Origin of the sequence: Bacillus sp. NP247, from assembly GCF_018966865.1 — a bacterium.
Classification (GTDB): Bacteria; Bacillota; Bacilli; order Bacillales; family Bacillaceae_G; genus Bacillus_A.
The window spans coordinates 3,602,179-3,621,352 of sequence record NZ_CP076653.1 but is presented as its reverse complement, the minus strand read 5'-3'; the positions used below and the strand labels follow the sequence as shown (position 1 = coordinate 3,621,352).

17 protein-coding genes and 1 pseudogene are annotated in these 19,174 nt (G+C 34.9%); 3 read left to right on the top strand and 15 right to left on the bottom strand.

The annotated features are described in order from the left end of the window. Positions 1-33 precede the first annotated feature (33 nt). The 10 genes from KPL75_RS18865 to KPL75_RS18825 all read right to left on the bottom strand — a co-directional run bounded on the left by KPL75_RS18865 (position 34) and on the right by KPL75_RS18825 (position 12,571). On the bottom strand, positions 34-2,478 hold the full coding sequence (locus KPL75_RS18865) for a restriction endonuclease-like protein (protein WP_219921134.1): 2,445 nt from the start codon (positions 2,476-2,478) through the stop codon (positions 34-36). Beyond that, complete coding sequence (locus tag KPL75_RS18860; RefSeq protein WP_219917322.1) at positions 2,453-4,993, bottom strand: MrcB family domain-containing protein; 2,541 nt, start codon at positions 4,991-4,993, stop codon at positions 2,453-2,455. Before KPL75_RS18860 ends, KPL75_RS18865 begins: the two co-directional genes overlap by 26 nt. Positions 4,994-5,092: 99 nt before the next feature. Beyond that, positions 5,093-6,298: a TerD family protein gene (locus KPL75_RS18855; protein WP_219917321.1), complete on the bottom strand. Its 1,206-nt coding sequence runs from the start codon at positions 6,296-6,298 to the stop codon at positions 5,093-5,095. A 79-nt stretch (positions 6,299-6,377) separates the two neighbouring features. Beyond that, positions 6,378-7,139 carry a 3'-5' exonuclease gene (locus KPL75_RS27465; RefSeq protein WP_258236970.1) on the bottom strand — a complete coding sequence of 254 codons (762 nt, stop codon included), beginning with the start codon at positions 7,137-7,139 and terminating at the stop codon, positions 6,378-6,380. A 15-nt stretch (positions 7,140-7,154) separates the two neighbouring features. After that, complete coding sequence (locus tag KPL75_RS27460; protein WP_258236968.1) at positions 7,155-8,144, bottom strand: UvrD-helicase domain-containing protein; 990 nt, start codon at positions 8,142-8,144, stop codon at positions 7,155-7,157. A 258-nt stretch (positions 8,145-8,402) separates the two neighbouring features. Continuing rightward, the gene (locus tag KPL75_RS18845; RefSeq protein WP_219917319.1) at positions 8,403-8,951 is read right to left on the bottom strand and encodes a restriction endonuclease; all 549 of its coding nucleotides are present in this window, start codon (positions 8,949-8,951) and stop codon (positions 8,403-8,405) included. Positions 8,952-8,988: 37 nt separating this feature from the next. Then, positions 8,989-9,186: a hypothetical protein gene (locus KPL75_RS18840; RefSeq protein ID WP_219917318.1), complete on the bottom strand. Its 198-nt coding sequence runs from the start codon at positions 9,184-9,186 to the stop codon at positions 8,989-8,991. 103 nt (positions 9,187-9,289) lie between these two features. Next, positions 9,290-10,288, bottom strand: a complete 999-nt coding sequence (locus KPL75_RS18835; protein WP_219917317.1) for a tripartite tricarboxylate transporter substrate binding protein — start codon at positions 10,286-10,288, stop codon at positions 9,290-9,292. Next, positions 10,285-10,962, bottom strand: a complete 678-nt coding sequence (locus tag KPL75_RS18830) for a response regulator (protein ID WP_016094655.1) — start codon at positions 10,960-10,962, stop codon at positions 10,285-10,287. Before KPL75_RS18830 ends, KPL75_RS18835 begins: the two co-directional genes overlap by 4 nt. A 19-nt stretch (positions 10,963-10,981) precedes the next feature. After that, positions 10,982-12,571, bottom strand: coding sequence for an ATP-binding protein (locus KPL75_RS18825; RefSeq protein ID WP_219917316.1), 1,590 nt, complete (start codon positions 12,569-12,571; stop codon positions 10,982-10,984). Positions 12,572-12,795: 224 nt separating this feature from the next. Here KPL75_RS18825 and KPL75_RS18820 point away from each other — a divergent pair, with 224 nt between their 5' ends. Continuing rightward, complete coding sequence (locus tag KPL75_RS18820) at positions 12,796-14,118, top strand: MFS transporter (RefSeq protein WP_088291272.1); 1,323 nt, start codon at positions 12,796-12,798, stop codon at positions 14,116-14,118. Positions 14,119-14,835: 717 nt separating this feature from the next. Beyond that, complete coding sequence (gene blaIII / locus KPL75_RS18815) at positions 14,836-15,783, top strand: class A beta-lactamase BlaIII (RefSeq protein WP_078175225.1); 948 nt, start codon at positions 14,836-14,838, stop codon at positions 15,781-15,783. 217 nt (positions 15,784-16,000) lie between these two features. Here blaIII and KPL75_RS18810 read toward each other — a convergent pair whose 3' ends face one another. The 3 genes from KPL75_RS18810 to KPL75_RS18800 form a co-directional block, all read right to left on the bottom strand. After that, complete coding sequence (locus tag KPL75_RS18810; RefSeq protein WP_002087303.1) at positions 16,001-16,159, bottom strand: hypothetical protein; 159 nt, start codon at positions 16,157-16,159, stop codon at positions 16,001-16,003. Positions 16,160-16,309: 150 nt separating this feature from the next. Further along, complete coding sequence (locus KPL75_RS18805; RefSeq protein ID WP_219917315.1) at positions 16,310-16,471, bottom strand: hypothetical protein; 162 nt, start codon at positions 16,469-16,471, stop codon at positions 16,310-16,312. A 288-nt stretch (positions 16,472-16,759) separates the two neighbouring features. Further along, positions 16,760-17,164, bottom strand: coding sequence for a hypothetical protein (locus KPL75_RS18800; protein ID WP_002064026.1), 405 nt, complete (start codon positions 17,162-17,164; stop codon positions 16,760-16,762). A gap of 361 nt (positions 17,165-17,525) precedes the next feature. Between KPL75_RS18800 and KPL75_RS18795 the strand changes: the two are divergent. Further along, positions 17,526-18,094, top strand: a pseudogene (locus KPL75_RS18795) (tyrosine-type recombinase/integrase). Positions 18,095-18,185: 91 nt separating this feature from the next. On the opposite strand, the gene KPL75_RS18790 reads toward KPL75_RS18795, so the two are convergent. Together KPL75_RS18790 and KPL75_RS27860 are read right to left on the bottom strand one after the other, a co-directional pair. Beyond that, entirely contained in the window at positions 18,186-18,656 is a 471-nt protein-coding gene (locus KPL75_RS18790; RefSeq protein WP_070141085.1) for an SMI1/KNR4 family protein, read from the bottom strand. A gap of 18 nt (positions 18,657-18,674) precedes the next feature. After that, positions 18,675-18,767, bottom strand: coding sequence for an HNH endonuclease (locus KPL75_RS27860; protein WP_088351714.1), 93 nt, complete (start codon positions 18,765-18,767; stop codon positions 18,675-18,677). Between the last annotated feature and the right edge of the window lie 407 nt (positions 18,768-19,174).

The following is a 19,174-nucleotide window of genomic DNA, read 5'->3' as shown; positions in this document are numbered from 1 at the left end:
TATCCATGACTTAATCACCTTTGTATCTAAGTGCTATTCTTTAACATTTAGCACTTCTAAAACCTCCCTAAACAACACCGAACTCCTACCAACAACCAATTCCAAAGCAACCTCTTTAACTAGCCCATCTCTCCCCACCATAACAACCCCATTCTCATAATCAATCCAAATCTGAACATCCTGCACATAATAACTCTTAATAGAAGAGGCCTCGTCTAAATTGCGATGATCCAGCTCAACCTTAACTTGCTTCGTAAAACGGCGCAGTGTTTTCCAAAGAGTTCTTTCTTCTTTTGATTTCATGAAGAGCTCCGGGAGTTCTTGTACTTCTTTTAATAACGACATAGTTGTTATTGTGTATGCTTGAATGCCATATCCTACTGGGCGGATGAGGTGGTCTAGTTTTTTCCATGGCTCTAGTTCGAAATGTACATACTCATCGTTTTGTTGCATTTGAATGTGTTTAATTTTTGCGAAGTATTGAATGCCACCTTTTTCTCCGTGCCATTTTTTCGGTGCATATAATGCAATGTACTTCGCATCTTGCCATCCTGGTTTTAGCTGTGTGACCGGTAGCTGATATAAGCCTTCTTTCCTATATGTTTCATAGTCATTTTCAGTTTTTGCGCTACCTACTAATACTTTTTCTTCTAGTGAAGAGTCCCATTCTTCTTTTGTTCCTCTTGGAAGGATGCCTTCTCTTATAATTTCTTCTGGGCTTTTTTCAATGAGATGATCTAGAAATTGTTCGACCAGTCTTGTTGCATTTGGTAAGAATGGGAATCCACCGATATTTACTTTTTCGATACTTTTATAAAATGGATGATTCTCATATGCTCCCTCTTGGTTCCACGGAAATAGTACGTACGCTCCGTAAGCTGTTCGCTCAAAAGGTCCCTCTTGTTCTACAACTAATGCATCTCTGTAACGGTGCATTGTATTAATATCTTCTTCCATTGGACCAGGGGTGCCATACTTCCTTTTATAATGAGATCTTTCAGCAAAATCAATTCGGTATTTCGCATCAAAAATGTATTGATATTGATAGTTTTTCCCCTTTTTCTCAATAGCGAGCATCGTATCTGGCTTTTGTGTAACTGTTGGCAGTCTACCGTTTCGTTTTTGGAAGTAAAGTTCGATTACCTCGTCTGTTTCTGGATGTTTGAACGTTCTTTTTGCAGTTTTACTTTCATCAAGCGTTACGTATAAACCATCTTGTTTAACTTGAATAACGTCTTGATGGAGCGGTATATATTTTTTAGATAGAATTTGTCCGAGTTTTAAATACGTCCAGTATTCGTATAACCTTGCGACATCTTTTACCGACATTTTGAAAATTTGTCCTCGTAATGTTAAACCTCGCGATAGCATTAAGAAAATTTGATACGCATCTCTATAGCCTGCTGCCATTTGGATAACGAGTGAAAAAACTGATCGATCTAATTTTCCAATCCCTCTCCAAAATGGATCGTTCAATTCATTTTTCATTCGATACTTCATATTTTTTACACGTTCTAGCAAATCTTCATCAGTTTCACCACGTGTATATCTAGACTTTGGCTCTAACGCCTTAAGTAAATCATCTATTTTATGTACAACTCTTTGAATCATCCATTTAACAAATCGATTTTCCAACGTATCATATGAAACTTCCTTATAAGCTGTAATGCCTTTAGTCGGTATATTATTTTCTCCCTGCAGTAAGTGTGGTCGCTTTCGCAAATAATTCATTCCGACAGAATCCAATTTACGAATTTTTTCTCCTCGTACAAGTTGATGTCTAGTCATAAGTGTATGATGCGGTTGTCTTTTTATATGAGAGATCGACTTCATAAATCGCTCAAAGGAATCATTTAAAATACGATAAAATTCACTTTTCGATGGATTTGTAGCGTAAATTGCAGATGCTCCTAAGTAAGTTCTCTTTAGTAGATGAAACGCTAAATTATAAATTTCATCATTTACCTCATCTAATAAAGCTTTGTAATCATCCTTATAATCAAGTTTTACTGGGAAAACTTCAAATGTAACGGTTAATAAAGTTTCTTTATCATCTTTAATTTCAAACGTTGTATTTCCTACTTCATTCGGAAAAGAAAGATTTCCCATTAACACGTGAAGTGAACCCATTTGAATGGAACTAACTTGTTTTCGAAATCCTGGATGTTCATGATAAAAGGAGAGCTGCTTGTTATTTTTCGAAACAACAACAAGCTGATAACTTCTATTTTCAAAAAAGATCGGCGGATGTTCGTTCCATTTATCTAATCTCTGCAATCTCGCATCAAATACGGCAACGGATTCTGTCTTACCATCTACATGAAAATACATCATTTCATCCGCACTCATAGCGTGATATTCTTTTAAACTCTCGTATTTTTCATGATAAGGATTTCCTTTAATCGTTAATGATAGCTCCTCTGTTTCAATCTTAACTAGCTCTATCTCATTATTAGATCCAGAAAGAGGTGAAACCATCATACTCGAACCTCCTTAACATATAAGACAACTTGTTAGCTGAACGAGGATATTTAGCATAGGAAGCACCACTATTGCCACTATCATATTCTTCATTTGCACATAATACATACAATTGCTTTAATACCTCTTCTGTTCTTCCATCACTTCCTGCAAGACGCGGTAAAATCTTTTGATATATTTGATAATCAAGTGCTTCATCGAACGACAATAACTTTCCTTGTTCGTTGTATGCCATATAGAAACAAATTTCATCTCGTATACGGTATCCAACTTGAGCACCCACTGATTCAAGTATTTTATTTATTTCTATTAAAATGTTCGATATATTTCTCACAAGATCTTCGTTTTCTTCAAAACATTCCTTTAGATGAAGATACTCAGTTTCTAAAGAGCGATTTGAAGCAATTTCAGCTTCCTTCTCTTCTACATCCATTAAGAAATTAAAATATTTTAAGTTAACGGTATTAAACTCAATTGTATTCGCACGATCTAATACTTTTTTACTTAACGGATGTGTCGTTTCATCCATATTTACCGTTCCGATAATATATACATTTGATGGAATTATAACGCGCTTATTCGTAATTGATTCTGGAAGTACTGGTGACGTAACAATTTTTCCATCTTTCCATTTACGACTTTCAATTACACTTAAGAAATCACTAAAGTAGTATTCCACTCGAGCTAAGTTCATCTCGTCCAACACTACAAAATACGGCCTATTTGGATTTGCATCTGCAGCTTCAAGCACCTTAATTAACGGTCTTTCTTGAAACTCGCCTTGAAGATTCACATAGCCAAGCAAATCAGAACTATCACTCCAATCAGGTCTAACCGGAATAAGCGTGAATTGTCCATTCTCTTCCGTAGCCCCTAAACTCTCCGCAAACCACTGAACAATTTTCGTTTTTCCTGTACCTGAAATACCTGATAAAATTACAAATGGCTTTGTTTTTAATGAAAGGAAGAAATTAATAAGATACTTTTTCTCATAAAAGAAACCTTTACTTTGAATATAAGAAGACACATGATCGATAATTGATTGTTGATCTAGATACACTTCTTTCCTCTCATAAACCATTTCATATTTCGTTCCTTCCTCTTTATAAGCTATGAATCCCTCATAATAGCGAAACATTTCTTCTAGATCTTCTACTAACTCTTTTTCATTTGGCATTTTATTAGCATCATACGCAATATAAGCCGCTGTCGAATTCGCATATCCTTTCGCTTTTGAGCTTGTACCAAGGAAAATCTCATCATCTTTTTTCACCTTTTGGGACATATGTATTTGCTCGCGAATCTCTTCTTTAATTTTTTGCATTTCCTCTTTAGTTGTTTCCGTCACACCTTGCGCCAGCGTTAAATATAATCGCTCCATATCTTCACTAAACAAATAAACGATATAATAACCTCTCTGCGTAGATGTCGTAATATCTTTATTCATAATCGCAAGCCATGGAACAGCAGCCCAATTCCCTTGTCCAACTGACCCTGTAACAACATACTGACTATGATCAATAAATGGTAATCTCGTTATTTCCGTTGTCATTTCATTCCTAACAAACGATCCCATCTTATGACCCGCAAATCTTTCTGTTCTTGCCTGTAAATACTCATTCAGAACCGTTAAAAACTTTTCACGTAAATTACTGTTCATACTACCGCCCTTTTCTCCATCGTCTTTTGCATATTGTTCAACAGGAATCCATTCATCATTAATTAGTCCTACTTGTTCAAGCCAATCTAGTAGGTTATTTGTTCGCCGCTTCGCTACTGATTCAACCATCAAATTATCTCCTATTGAATTTCGGACAATCGTCATGCCAAAATCAACTAGAGCTTCTTTCCTTTCACCCTTTGAATATTTCTCTAGCAATCCAAGAACAAATAAAGCATGACGGAAATATTCCTGTCTTAAAACTAGCTGTGCTATATAGGCATTCTTATCTTCAGATTGAACATATTCGTTTAGTAGAAACTTGTTCATTTCATGAGATTCATTCAAAAATCCTAATAATCTCAAATCCTGGCGCGCGTTAGATTTCACTCTATATAAATTCTCATCCGTTTGTTCACGTAACGTACTCGGATTATATGTACCATTCATTATCTCTTCTAAAAAGAGCATGACTTTATCATATTTTTCACTTGGTAGATTATCTGTTTTAAACTCTTTAAATGTAATAGCTCGCGATCCAGTCACATTCACAAATGGAAACTGAGAAAAAAAAGCTACCAAGAAAGCATTACATTCTCCCACTTGCCCAAAATCCTCATGCTTTACCTTACGAACATCAATAAGTTTTTCCCAAGCATTTTTAAGAATTTCAAAACTCACTTTAAAATAAGATATTGCTGTCTCGCCCTTTTCATATTGCTCAAGTGAAAGTTTAGTTTCAACGTATAACCCTTCATCATCCTTATTTATAATCAAATAAGATTTATTACCTTTTATATCTTCAACCTGTTTTTTTGATTTAGCCAATTCAATTATGAGTTGATCTAACATTTTCATCCCCACCGTTACAATTAATTACAATTACTACTATTTTACCAAACTATGTATAAAAGAAAAATCATACAATATGATGTATGATTTTTTACTCTATTATTTAAAATACTTCTGATAATCCTCTTCATTTTTAAATTCAATCGGCCCAACATCCATTCGGAACTTCCCGTTCTCGTACAACAGTGGTGAAGCCTCTGAATGGTCTTTTGAGTAACTTTCTACATGTGAAATTTTCATCTCATTTGAATTGGTGAAATCAATATGCGCAATGCACACCCAATAAGCATGGTCATTTATTTCTAATAACGGTGCTGTTACAACGCTCCCCATATGATTATCAACAACAGCTTTGGCCTTCATAGAATAGAAACTACCTATTCCATTTCCGACAGCGCTATATGCAGCAAATAAAACATATTTTAAAGCTTCTGGTCGATAAATACGGATTGTTTCTTGTCCTGGTTCTTGCGAATCACCGTCCAGCACAATATAAGGTGACACTTTGGAAGAACCTAAATGTTTATAATAAACCTTTCCTATCTCTCCATTAGTTGTTACATAAAAACAATATAAGTCTAAATCTTTATTTGTTTCCCACTCTAAAGTAGCTGTTACCATTTTAGATTTTTGTATATTTATAGATTGTTTTTTCTTCAATTCAACCTTCACTGCATTAATAGTTTTTTGTACTGGAGGCGGAGTAGGAACTATTTTCTTCTCTACAGGAGGCGCAGTTTGTTTTTCATCCTCTGCGATCTCTATTCCAAAACTTGTACACAATGCAGCTAATCCACCAAAATAGCCAGCTCCAATAGGATTGAACTTCCATCCTCCTCCATGTCGATATAACTCTCCAACAATAATGGCACTTTCATCTGTAAATGGATGTGTAATAGGAAAATGAATAATCTCTAATCCTGATTGTGCGTTGCTTATTTTCAATTGAATATGGGAAACTTCTCGTAGCGCCTGTTTCTTCTCTTCAGCATTATGAATTGTAATCGAAAATACAATCTTTTGGACTTCATCTTTTATATGAGTAAAATCTATTGAAAATCTTTGTTTACTTCCATTTGTTATATTTTGATTCAATTGAACAGATCGACAACTAGAATACGGTTGTCCATAGAAAACAAAATCTTCTTCTTTAGTAATTTTCCCGTTAAAACCTACTAAAAAAGCTGATGCATCTACATCCATATTCATTGGGGCATCCCAAGTTAAATCTACCAGGAATCCTCTGATCTCTGGATGATTCTTTGTAACGTCTATCTTTTGTCCTCTTACTAAAGTATGTATCATCATAATTCTCCCGTCCTACACCTTTAATATTTTTTCATTCAGTCCAATTATACTCCTCTTTAGATTTTCAAGGGTGTTTTCAAGATATTTCGTTCCTTAATACTTGTCCAAAGGAAGGTTTATCATAACTTCTAGCATGAATGTATAAATGCTCAGATGATCTTGTCATGCCTACATATAGTAACTTGCGTAGTTTAATATCATTTTGTTCAAGCTGCATTCTCTCAAACTTGTCTACATCCATTAAGAATACAATTGGTGCCTCAAGACCTTTCGATGAATGATACGTCGTTATAATCAAATGTCCTTCAGTAATATTTTTTGTAACTTTTACTTTTTGACGTATCTCACGATGTAATTTCTTCTGTATACTCTCACAATCTTTCCCCTCTCTACACAAAATTAATATATCTTCTGGCTTATAGCCCTCGCGCTTAATAAGCTCGTAAACTTTATTACTAATATCTTCATATGATCCTTCAATAAAACTAACTCCATCTTTCATTTCATTCTCAAAAGATAGTTCACTCATTGGACAATAAAATTTATTTACTTCCTCTTCCAATTTCTTTTCTTGTTTCAAGAAATTAAGGGCTAAATCTATATGTTGACTACCGGCACGATAAGATTTCTTTAATAAAGAACTTCTCCCGCGCATATCAATACCTAAGCTCTTCCAACTATGATCTGAATTATTATAAATGCTCTGTAGTCTATCTCCCGCTAAAAATAAATTTATCCCAGTAACAGTTTCCTTTTGATTATTAACATAGGTATGTTCTTTACAAGACTTCACACATAATCGAATCCAATCATCTAGAAAGTCTTGATATTCGTCCACTAAAACAGCATCATATTATGATTGCGCTCGCTGTATAGCTACTTCCGGCAATTCTTCATTCCACCATTTCACTGTATTTTTTGGGGGTACACATATACTTGCTGTATCTAGCGCAAATTTATGAAAAGTGCTAACGTCTATATTCTCCAAGCGCACATTCATAAAGGCAAGATCAGCTGCTAAGGAATTCAATTTGTTTTCAATTTTTGTTTTTAACGACCTATTATACGTTAATATTTTTATTTTCCATTCTGGATGTTCACGTACTAGATGAATTGCACGAGCTAGCAATAAAACCGTTTTTCCACTACCCGGAACTCCAGTTACCATATAGTGACCGTACGGTACACGCTTTGCAAAACGCTCTTGCTCTGCATCTAGTGCTGTAATTAATTCTTTTGTACTGATTTGATTATCGCTACAACTAACCTTAATTTCTGGAAATAACAGTGTTCGTATTGCAATAATTTCATCTTCTTCTACGAAACTAAATTCATTTTTAAATAATTGATTTATATTTACTGTACTTAACATGTCAGATGAAATACACTGCGCTGGTGGCTGATTAAATACTTGATCTAATCCACTCTCTTCAATCTTATTAGAATGAAGATACGGAAATATAACGTTAGTATGTAATTTAAACTTTAATTCGTTCCGTTCATTTTTTAAAACATCTTGCAAACTAAATAATCTCTGTGCTGCAGTATGGTATAAGTTAGCTTTACAAAACGGATTATCTACCTGTTTCCCATCTGCTAAATCTATTTTTCTTCTATCTGCTCTACTAATGTAAGAAAGTTCCCAATCCTTCACTTCAAAGATTGTTACACCTCTTTGTGAATCAATTAAAATAAAATCAGGTTCTAAATGTCTAATTCTTGGCTGAATATATAAATATGCTTCTCTTTGCACATCTTTATATAAAGACCGAACCTTTTCCAGTACTTTTCTCTCACCTGGAGTCAAGCTTGGCAAATCATTCGGTATAATTTGTAAACCCACAAGAATCCCCTCTTTTTTCATATTATGCTCGTTGTAAATCCATAAAAACTAGATATAAATATATAATAATAAATAATTTAAAATACTAAAAAGTTATCAAAGTTTCACTTTTGCTATTAAAAATATTATTACACGCTATTCTCATTTTAAATTATATACTAAAATATAAATTTTCTGGATTATTTTTCTATATCTAAAACAAAAAAGACACTTTTCATAGTGCCTTTTCCATCAGTCTATACCTAACCTTTTATATCCCTAATTTTTCTTTTTTCGTTTGCCCTGATTAATTAACTTAATAAGTTTCTCTCGATTAATTAATACAACCTGATTCACTTTAGCAAGTTTATATGCTGCGGCTGTAAATTCACTATTTGTAACAACCCATGTTTCATCAGCTTTATAAAATTCTTTTGCACCAACAATCTCTTGAACAGATTTAATCCCAACGTTATTCTTATAGCGTTTTGCCTGTACAATAATTCTTCTATCATTTTTTCTCAAAATTAAATCTGCACCAAAATCGTTAGATGCTTTAGTAATCTCTGTTTTATAACCCAAAGCCGGAAATAGACTTCCTAAATATTTTTCAAACTGGTGTCCGCTCATTTTATCAATATCATAAATTCCTGATTGCCGAAGTTCTCTTAGCTTTTTTACATTCACATACATATATAATAATATAATTGCCGCAGATACCATTACTATCGGTACTAAAAATTCCGGTTTCCACAACACTCCGAAAAACGTCATAACTAGTAAAGTTCCCAATATTGATTCATCTTTCTTTTTCTTTCGCTTAGCCATCTTAACTCCTTTTCACTCATAAACCATAATAATTACTTTAATAACCTATATAAAATATCCCACCTAAAATAACTAATGCTATAGCACCTTTAATTATAGGTAGAATATCATCTGGTATATAAGATCTAATAATTACAAGCAGAGTACATATAATAAATATGACACCAAGGAGTACCCACCCGTCCCAAAGTACTTCTTTTAATGATTCTGGTAACTCTATATTATTAACATCCATTTTATTTCCCTTTCTATCTTAACTTATAAAATTATAATAACGCATTATTTTTATAAAAGGAAATATTTATATAAATGTATATACTAAGAATGATATCGATATTTTATAAGTACAAAGCACTAAAATTACTTATCTCCTCTATCTCCACCAACCATCCCCCATACCACCCACTACTCTCCTCCAAAAATACCTTCGTCTCCCCACTATCCTTATAATAAGAATTCCAACCCCTCTCCCTCAAAATCCCCTTCCAACTATCACTCTCCACCATCCTCTTAATCACATCATCCCAATAAGCAACCTCTTCCTCAGTCATATCCTTCGGTCCCATAATCCCTTTCCAATGCTGGAATACAACGTCGACTCCTTGCTCTTTCCAAGTTGGAATTTCTGGCAGTCTATCTAGTCGTTTTTCTGCTGATACGGCTAGTATTTTTATTTTGCCGGTTTTGTATTGTTTTTCGGCTTCGGATAGGGTCATGGTTGCGGCATTGATTTGTTTGTTCGTTAGGGCGTTTATGATTTTTTCTTTGTTTTCGTAGACGAAGAATTGTAGTTCGGCAGGGTTTATGCCGAAGGCTTTGCTTACTTGTACGAATGATAGGTGATCGTCGTTTCCTAGGCCGGGGGCAACGCCGATTTTGAAGTTTTTCTTGTCTTGTTTTAGTTGTTCCATTAGTTCGTTTGCGTTTTCTATGTTTGAGTCTTTTGATACGACAACGACTTCCCAATCTGATGCGAGTGTCGCGAGCGGCGTGAAGTCTTTATATGTTAGTTTACTGTGGCCTAGTAGGTTGTTCGTTATGAGTAAGCTTGAGTTGATCGCCAGTACGTGACCACCTTTTTGTTTCGTATATTTCCATCCGACGTCACCGCTGCCACCTACTTTGTTTGTGACTATGATTGGTTTTGTGAAGATTTTTTCTTCTGTCAGTGTTTTTTGCATCGCTCGTGCTGTTAAGTCCCATCCTGCTCCTTGAACGTTTGGCGCAACGATTTCTACTTTGTCGATGTTCACTTTATTCGTATGGGATTTTTCCGAAGAACAACCAGCTATTACTCCTGTCATGATCCATATACATAGTAATAATCGTTTTTTCATAGTCCTCGTCCTATTCGATATTTTCGTTCTGGTCGTCCGATAATGCCGTATGTGTACTCTACTGTGCATTCGTTTGTCGCTACTAAGTATTCTAAATATCTTCTGGCGGTTGTTCTGGAGGCCCCCATTTGTTCTCCCATTTCTTCTATTGTAATGCCCTCTTCGAATCCTTTTATAATGCCTTTCACTTTTTGCAGTGTTAACGGATCAACACCTGTCGGTAAGTTTTTTATGTCCTGTGTTTGCGAAGTACCGAAGAAGTTATCGATAAGTGTTTGATTCACTTCATTGTTACTATGTAATAATTGCTTCTTTCTCTTATAGTCTTCAATTGTGCGAACAAATTTTTCTAACGTGACTGGTTTTATAAGGTAGTTGCTTACACCGTTTCGAATTGCTTTTTCTAGCATATGGTTTTCATTTGCCGCAGTAACCATAATGACGTCGACGTTTGGAAAGTCAGCATGAATTTTTGGCAATAAGTCTGTTCCGATTCCGTCTGGTAAATAGTTATCTAATAGAAGTAAATCGATTTCTTCCCTTTGTAGTAGTTCCATCGTTTCTTTCGCGTTCAATGCTTTTCCAATCACTTTTACGTCCTTTATTTTTGATAAAAACTCTTCCTGAATTTGCGCGACGCGGAAATCATCTTCTGCAATTGCAACCTTCAACATATGCCCATCCCCCTGTTTGTTATGTACTTTCTCTCAATGTTTTCGGAAGGTAAATTGTAAAAATAGCTCCCCCATTTTTCTCGTTTTGAATTTCAATTGTTCCCTCTAGTAGATCTACCATTTCTTTCACGTTTGCTAGTCCGTAACCACGATCATTTCCTTTCGTTGAAAATCCTTTTTGAAAAATGGTCGCGATTTTTTCTGCTGGTATTCCTGCTCCACTATCTATCACTTCAAACACAATATCGTGTCCAATATCCGTAACAACGAAGGAAACACTCTTCTCCTCTTGCCCACTCACTGCATCAAACGCATTATCGATTATGTTTCCGAGTATCGTAATAAGGTGCGAAACTTTTATATGGTCTGGTAACGGATGAAGCGCACTATCTCCTTCAATATGAAAATCAATTTTCTTCTCAGACGCTGTTCCGAGTTTTCCTAATAAAATAGCTTGTACTTTCGCATCATGAATTTGATGGAATAAAATATGGTTTTGACTTTGATGAATATTAGATTCTTGCTGGATAAATTCAATCGCTTCTCTGTAGTGCCCTAACTGAAGTAATCCTGATAAGACGAAAAGCTTATTTGTAAATTCATGCGTTTGAGCGCGTAAATCCTCTGAATACTTCCTTACCTCAGATATTGTGTTAACAAGATTTTGCAGTTCTGTTTTATCTCTAAAACTGCATACAACGCCTACCGTACTGTTATTTTCGAGTATTGGTGTCATGTTTAAAATAAACACTTTATCTTGAAACGCGATTTCTTGATCGTTTTCTAGTACTCTCCCCATATTAAAATCAGGTAAAATTTTTAAAATGTGCTGCTGCATATAATCACCATTTACATGAAGCATTTCTTCTGCCGACGTATTCATCATCGTAATAAAACCGTTTTGATCAATAGCGATAATTCCTTCTTTTATAGATAGTAGTATTGCACTTCGTTCCCGGTATAACGCTGCGATTTCATTCGGTTCCAAACCAAGTGTATCCTTCCTAATACTACGTGCTAAAAGAATTCCCCCAACAATGCCGGCTAATAATACCGCTAAGGAAAATAGTATGATTTCTTTCGTTCTACTCAATATGTTAGATTCAATACCTTTTATTGAAAACTCTACTGTTACAACGCCTACTACTTGATCGTAGTCTCCGTTCTGAACAATAATGGGTGCTTTCGCCATTAAAGCTGGTCCACTTGCACCATTTCCTTCGAGCGTATAATAACCACCAAAAGTGAGTGCTTCATAGTTATATGGATTGTTACTCTTTGTACCAATTAGCTCCGAATTAGAATGCGAATACATAACCCCGTAACGATCTTCCACAATTACATAATCCGCACCAGCTTGCTCGCGAACTTGTTCCGCAATGGATTGAATAGTACTTTTATGCTCGTTATTTTGAAAAGCCTCTTTTATAGCTGGCATAAAAGAAAGAGATTTAGCCGTTTGCAGTGCTAGCTGTTCCACTTGGTGCTTCGTATCAACGGACTGAATGTAAACAAATATTCCCGTTAATAGGAGAACGACAAATAAAATTAACGCGATAATTAAGCTTACTATTTTCGTTTGTAATGACACTTTGCGTGATTTTTTCATACTTCATATCCTTTGATAAAATATTCAAAACTATCAATCTCCTTTTTCTATTATTATGACAAAACTGAAAATGAATCAACTATAAAAACCTTCATGTACATAAAGTACAAAAAGAATAAAATTGTCATAATATTGAGATTTCAATTCAAGGACAGTACAATTCAACTATATTGAACGCGCTTTCATAATTATCATTTTATTTATAAGCAAGAGGAGGAATTATTATGGCTCAAGCAAAATCTAACCGAGTCGCCGGCAATATCTTTAAAGGTTCCGTTGGCAATTTAATTGAATGGTACGACTGGTACGTTTACTCTGCTTTCGCTGTTTACTTCTCAGCAGAGTTCTTTCCTAAAGGAGATCCAACGAGTCAATTACTGAACACAGCCGCTATTTTCGCAGTCGGATTTTTAATGCGCCCTATCGGCAGTTTGCTAATGGGACGATATGCAGATCGGCACGGACGCCGGGCAGCATTAACGCTTTCGATTACGGTTATGGCCGGTGGCTCTTTAATTATTGCCTGTACACCGAGTTACGAAAGCATCGGTATTATGGCACCAATTATTTTAGTTCTTGCCCGTTTACTGCAAGGATTATCACTTGGCGGAGAGTACGGAACTTCCGCAACGTATTTATCTGAAATGGCTAGTAGTGGTCGCCGTGGTTTTTATTCAAGTTTCCAATATGTAACGCTCGTTGCTGGACAGATGGTTGCGTTAGGCGTTCAAATTGTTCTTCAGCAATTACTAAGCGAACCAGATATGAAAGCTTGGGGATGGCGTATTCCATTCATTATTGGTGCGATGGGAGCAGTAGCTGTATTATGGCTTCGACGTACAATGGATGAATCAGAGCAGTTCTCAAATATGGAATCGAAAAACCGCGAAAGCGCAGGAACCGTTCGCGCTCTTATGAAACACCCGAAAGCAGTATTAACAGTAGTCGGCCTAACACTAGGAGGCACTGTTGCATTCTATACGTACACAACATATTTACAAAAGTTCATGGTAAACACAGTCGGTCTCCCGAAAGAAGTTGTAAGCTGGATTAACTTTGCCGCACTACTTATATTCGTTGTACTTCAACCAATTGCAGGGCTATTATCCGATAAAATTGGACGCCGCCCACTATTAATGGCTTTCGGTATTCTCGGAACGTTACTAACAGCACCAATCTTCTTCTTTATGGAAAAAACAACAGACCCAATGGTGGCATTTTTACTCATGATGGTCGGTCTCATTATCGTTACTGGTTACACATCCATTAACGCAATTGTAAAAGCAGAACTCTTCCCAACTGAAATTCGCGCACTAGGCGTAGGTTTACCATATGCTCTAACCGTTGCGATATTCGGCGGAACAGCGGAATTTATCGCATTATGGCTAAAAAGTATCGGAATGGAATCACTATTCTATTTCTACGTAGCTGGATGTATCGCGATAAGCTTTATTACGTATTGGCGTATGGATGAGTCATCGAAGACTTCGCAGATTGAGGCGGAGCTTAATGGTGGAGATAAACTAGCTAATAATAAATCTAGTTAAAATTACGTATGCTATGTTCTTCGTTTAACTGAACTCAATTTGCTTTATCTAAAAAAGCATAATTCATTCATATATAATTTAAAAACCTCTACTTATATGTAGAGGTTTTTGTATGACGAAAAAACACGTAGTTCCATTGTTATTTTACAAGCCCCAAATTCTTCCTCATCTTAAAGTGGAACAAATTTATCCCTTAGAGTGTCTAATAAGTGTATTTCTAACATTAGTTGTCCAGATTGGATACAACATATCCCGTTTGACATCTATTTTTATGTATTACCAAAAAAAGAAAGGAGTTATTATCCCAAAAAGTGAAAAAAATGCATCGTAATACTACGGTTAAGTATTACAAGTTTAATACTTTCACAGGTGAACCATTACAAGTGAAAAAAAAAAGAAACAACCCAAACCGTGACTTATCAATCATATAAAGTGAAACTTTAATCAGTGGGGGTTTTGTTCATCCCCAGCTGATTATCAGCCCTCACCAATCGGGCTTTTACGGGCAGCCCGACCCCTGCCTAACTTCTTTGCTTCCGCTGAATTTTGAGGTGGGGGTCTTACTGCCCGGCGAATAGCGGGATAAACGTTTTGGATGTCATTTAACCTGTGAAATTTTAGCTGCAGTAGTATTGTTACCCTATGCCATCCTTAATTGCATTGGTATTTAGAATACCTAGACAAAATCCATATATTCTTGAAAGAGGTTGAAAATTTATGTTCGTTTTAAACAAGTTCTTTAACATTTTACATTACAAAAAGATTGTACCTGTAGTATTACTTTCATGTGTATCACTTATAGGCTGTTCCAATAGTAACACTCAATCTGAACCACCTAAACAAACGAATCAAGCTAATCAAATTAAACAAGAGAATACAGGTAATCAATCTTTCGCTAAGCTTGAAAAAGAATATGATGCTAAGCTTGGTATTTATGCACTGGACACAGGTACAAATCAAACTGTTGCTTATCATTCAGATGATCGTTTTGCATTTGCATCTACATCTAAATCATTAGCTGTGGGCGCTCTTTTACGCAAGAACTCATTAGAAGCTCTTGATCAAAGGATTACGTATACTCATGAAGATCTTTCTAATTATAATCCAATTACTGAAAAGCATGTTGATACAGGAATGACGTTAAAAGAACTTGCAGATGCTTCTGTTCGATATAGTGACAGCACAGCACATAATTTGATTCTTAAACAGTTAGGGGGGCCCTCTGAATTTGAAAAAATCTTGAAAGAAATAGGAGATACTGTTACTACTTCAGAACGATTTGAACCTGAATTAAATGAAGTGCATCCAGGAGAAACACATGATACCAGTACACCAGAAGCGATAGCTAAGACACTTCAATCATTTACATTAGGAACTGCACTTCCAATAGAAAAACGTGAACTATTAGTAGATTGGATGAAGAGAAATACAACTGGAGATAAATTGATTCGTGCGGGCGTACCAAAAGGATGGGAAGTAGCTGATAAAACAGGCGCGGGATCTTACGGAACAAGAAATGATATCGCAATTATTTGGCCACCAAATAAAAAGCCGATTGTTCTTGCTATACTTTCTAATCATGATAAAGAAGATGCTAAATACGATGATAAACTTATTGCAGACGCAACCAAAGTCGTGTTAAATACCTTAAAAGCTACGGAATAAATGATACTAGGTCAAAAGTTTTCTATTTTAGGCGGGTGTTTTCATCAACTAAAAATTTAATAGTGTCCCAAAAACGAAATTTGGTGCTAGCTTGTAATAAAAAGCTCGTTTTTATTGTTTGGGGATAAATCGTTCTTTAAGCTTGATGGCGATTTGGCGCTATCCCTAAAACATCTGGACTTTAATAGCCAACTAAAAAATGCAAACAAAAAGACCTTTAATCAGTCGTTTTGTTTGCATTTCCTTTTTCTAAAACCACAGAAAAGATAAGTACTATAGTTAACACCATAATAAACCTTACTTCACTTCCATCACTTACAAAAAATGAATACAAAGTATAAATTAAAATTAATATTCCATAAATAACTTTGTGCAATGAACTCCCCCCTTTTTGCCGTATATATTTTAGTGTGAAAATTTAATTCAAGCCCTATATCAAAATGAAAATAAAAAGCACCTGTGATATACACAAAGTGCTTTTCTCTTGTCAATTTATCTATTTTCACTATATTTATCTATTTTCTTTTTATAACTCAAATTTCTTCGAATCGTACTTTTCTAGAGTTTGCTGCAATTCATTTTGTTCATATGGAATATGTTTATCTGTCTGTACATCTTCAACATTTTCTCCACCTTTTAATAATCTCCTGTACTTAAAAGAGTGCCCTGTTAATACTGTTGTAATCATTTTGTATTGCCCTCCTTTTGTTTGATTACTTGTATCATAAAACAAGTATCTGAAGTTGATATGTAGTTTATCTAGAGTGTATGTAAATTCAAAAAATCTCTAATAAAATGTTTATGTTGTAACGTTACCACCAAAACTAGCGCTTCAAACACCATGATTTGAAGAGACAGTAACCCATATTCTAGCTTGAATTCCCGCTACAGTTCTATATTGAGTAAAACCAGTTGATCCCTATAATATAAAAAGAGCACCACTTTTTGGATGCTCTTCGTTATAACTATATATTATTTAATTTCCTTCTTTTGTTGGTACCATTTTTCCTTCTTGAGAGTCTGTACCCTCTGTTCTTTCAACAGTTTTTGCATGTTCTGGTTTTTCAGGGGCTCCCATTTCAAATCCAGGTTGAGAATCTGTACCTTCTTTTGTTGGTACCATTTTTCCTTCTTGAGAACCTGTACCCTCTGTTCTTTCAACAGTTTTTGCATGTTCTTTAGGAGTTGCTGGCACTGCATCTTTAGGTAAATCAAAGTTTTGTGAGAAAGACGTTGTTCCATCTGCACTTTGTGTAATTACTTGATTTGAACTATCTTCATTTGACTTTAAATTGTCCATTTTCGCATCATCTGCACCTACTGCACCTCCCGCTACCAATCCTGTACTTAAAAGTGCTCCTGCTAATAATGTTTTAATCATTTTTCATTACCTCCTGTTTATTTGTAATATTCATCAAAAAAGTATCTAGAGTTAATGTTTTAGTCATTATCTTTATCTACTTGCTTTTTGATTACATTTAGCATAAGCCAAGAATCTATAGTTGATATGGACTGTATCTGGAGATTATGTAAAGAAAAATGGATGATCAATTGTATATCCTAATGGATGCTTAGACAAGATTGAAACTTTATATGAGCTTGAACAATTGAGTTCCCCTTTGTTTTTGGGTGTGAGGTTTTTAGCTGGAGTGGAGTGAGGGACTAACCTTTTCTAATTTGAAAGCAAATTTTTTATTATTAGTTTACATTCAAAACACTGTAAATAAAGATGTTAAAAATCCGTGAACAAAAAACCACATCTCATTGATGTCCACCCCATCAGAAGTAAAGAACAGATTGAAGATATGAAATGGGCTCTCAAACGTCATTATTCTGAACGAGACTATATTCTCTTCCTTATTGGGATCCATACAGGATTACGTGTCAGCGATCTACTCCAAATTGAAACCCAAACCATAGTAAAGTTAAAATGAAAAAAAAGAAAAGAATTTAAGATCAAAGAAGGAAAAACAGAGAAAGAACGCATGATTAACCTTACTTCTATTTTTGATGAAGTCTATTCGTATGCCCAAGCACTAGAAAGTACCTGGTTATTCCCTTCAAGAAAAGGGGATCAATCCATTAGTAAGATCCAGGCTTATCGACAATTGCAAAAAGCCGGAGATTTTGCTGATGTAGAATCCATCGGTACTCACACCATGCGGAAAACCTTCGGCTATTGGTTCTACAAACAAAATATGTAGCTATGTTACAAGAAATTCTTAATCACAGTACACCACAAATTCCACTTAAATACATTGGTGTCAATAAAGAAGAAAAGGATAATATCCTTGATACATTTCTCCTTTAATTTCTTTTAAAATATATATCAACCTATTAAAAAGCAAAAAACTTTAATACAAATTCAAACCCATAAATAAAATTTAATTACTTTTCTTACATTATTCTTTTAACATACTTAAAAAATCACTAAAATTATCTGCAACTTCACTAGTTACTGGATTCAACTCTTCTGATTCTTCATGATACCATACCACAACAGATGGTATTTCTTTTTCTCTAAAATCTAAACAAAGAAAATCACCTGCGAATAAAACAGCAAACGGAATAACATTTACTCCTGTTAAATCTTCATCATCCGTTAAACGAGTATCGATATCAGATAATACAACCTCTATATCATACCAACCATTTTCATCATCATCTTCTGGGTCCTCCAACAAACATAAGAAACGTTCAATTAAAAGTTCGTTTTTTTCATGTAAAAAAACATTAGTAATTGGAATAGAACCATTATATTTTTTCAAAAAATCTATAAAATCAGTTGGTAATTTTATCTCACAATATTCCTCAAATGATTCAATTAATTCATCATTTGGTGATTGAAGTTCACTACCATTTTTAATCTTCATTTTAATTCCTCCAATTCTTTACCTACCTTTAGATCTATAAGACCAATGCCCTTCACTCCGCCCACCTTTATGAAATATGCTATTATGTATTCCAAATGGTACTAATTCCATTTTACCTGGAATCTCAGAATGATGCCAGGTAGTACCAGGTGGACGTCCACCAGATATTCTATCATCTAACCATTTAAATTGTTGTTTGTCACTTGCCAACCACATTTCCTCTGGTAACTCATCCAATTTAATAATTAAACTAGCTTTCTTAAAATCAGGATATTGTGTACCTAATTTCATAGGAACATCAGGTATTAAACCTTTCTCAATAGCAACCTGCTTAATAATAGCTTTTTGGGGGGCTGTTAATTTTTCTCCACCACTAATCTTCCTCCATTTCCAAGGACTATTAGAATTTACTGCTGCAGCATAATTATCTAGATGTTTCTCAATAATATCAGCATGTTTATTTTTTAACTTTTCAAGATTTGTTTCAGTTTTATTATTTAGTCCTTTACTTTTTACAC

Bases quoted from the DNA above. Each gene is read 5' to 3' on its own strand.
- KPL75_RS18800 (WP_002064026.1), bottom strand. From the start codon at position 17,164: ATGATTAAAACATTATTAGCAGGAGCACTTTTAAGTACAGGATTGGTA.
- blaIII (WP_078175225.1), top strand. From the start codon at position 14,836: ATGTTCGTTTTAAACAAGTTCTTTAACATTTTACATTACAAAAAGATT.
- KPL75_RS18820 (WP_088291272.1), top strand. From the start codon at position 12,796: ATGGCTCAAGCAAAATCTAACCGAGTCGCCGGCAATATCTTTAAAGGT.
- KPL75_RS18855 (WP_219917321.1), bottom strand. From the start codon at position 6,298: ATGATACATACTTTAGTAAGAGGACAAAAGATAGACGTTACAAAGAAT.
- KPL75_RS18845 (WP_219917319.1), bottom strand. From the start codon at position 8,951: ATGGCTAAGCGAAAGAAAAAGAAAGATGAATCAATATTGGGAACTTTA.
- KPL75_RS18865 (WP_219921134.1), bottom strand. From the start codon at position 2,478: ATGGTTTCACCTCTTTCTGGATCTAATAATGAGATAGAGCTAGTTAAG.
- KPL75_RS18860 (WP_219917322.1), bottom strand. From the start codon at position 4,993: ATGTTAGATCAACTCATAATTGAATTGGCTAAATCAAAAAAACAGGTT.
- KPL75_RS18825 (WP_219917316.1), bottom strand. From the start codon at position 12,571: ATGAAAAAATCACGCAAAGTGTCATTACAAACGAAAATAGTAAGCTTA.
- KPL75_RS18840 (WP_219917318.1), bottom strand. From the start codon at position 9,186: ATGGATGTTAATAATATAGAGTTACCAGAATCATTAAAAGAAGTACTT.
- KPL75_RS18830 (WP_016094655.1), bottom strand. From the start codon at position 10,962: ATGTTGAAGGTTGCAATTGCAGAAGATGATTTCCGCGTCGCGCAAATT.
- KPL75_RS18790 (WP_070141085.1), bottom strand. From the start codon at position 18,656: ATGAAGATTAAAAATGGTAGTGAACTTCAATCACCAAATGATGAATTA.
- KPL75_RS18805 (WP_219917315.1), bottom strand. From the start codon at position 16,471: ATGATTACAACAGTATTAACAGGGCACTCTTTTAAGTACAGGAGATTA.
- KPL75_RS27860 (WP_088351714.1), bottom strand. From the start codon at position 18,767: ATGGAATTAGTACCATTTGGAATACATAATAGCATATTTCATAAAGGT.
- KPL75_RS18835 (WP_219917317.1), bottom strand. From the start codon at position 10,288: ATGAAAAAACGATTATTACTATGTATATGGATCATGACAGGAGTAATA.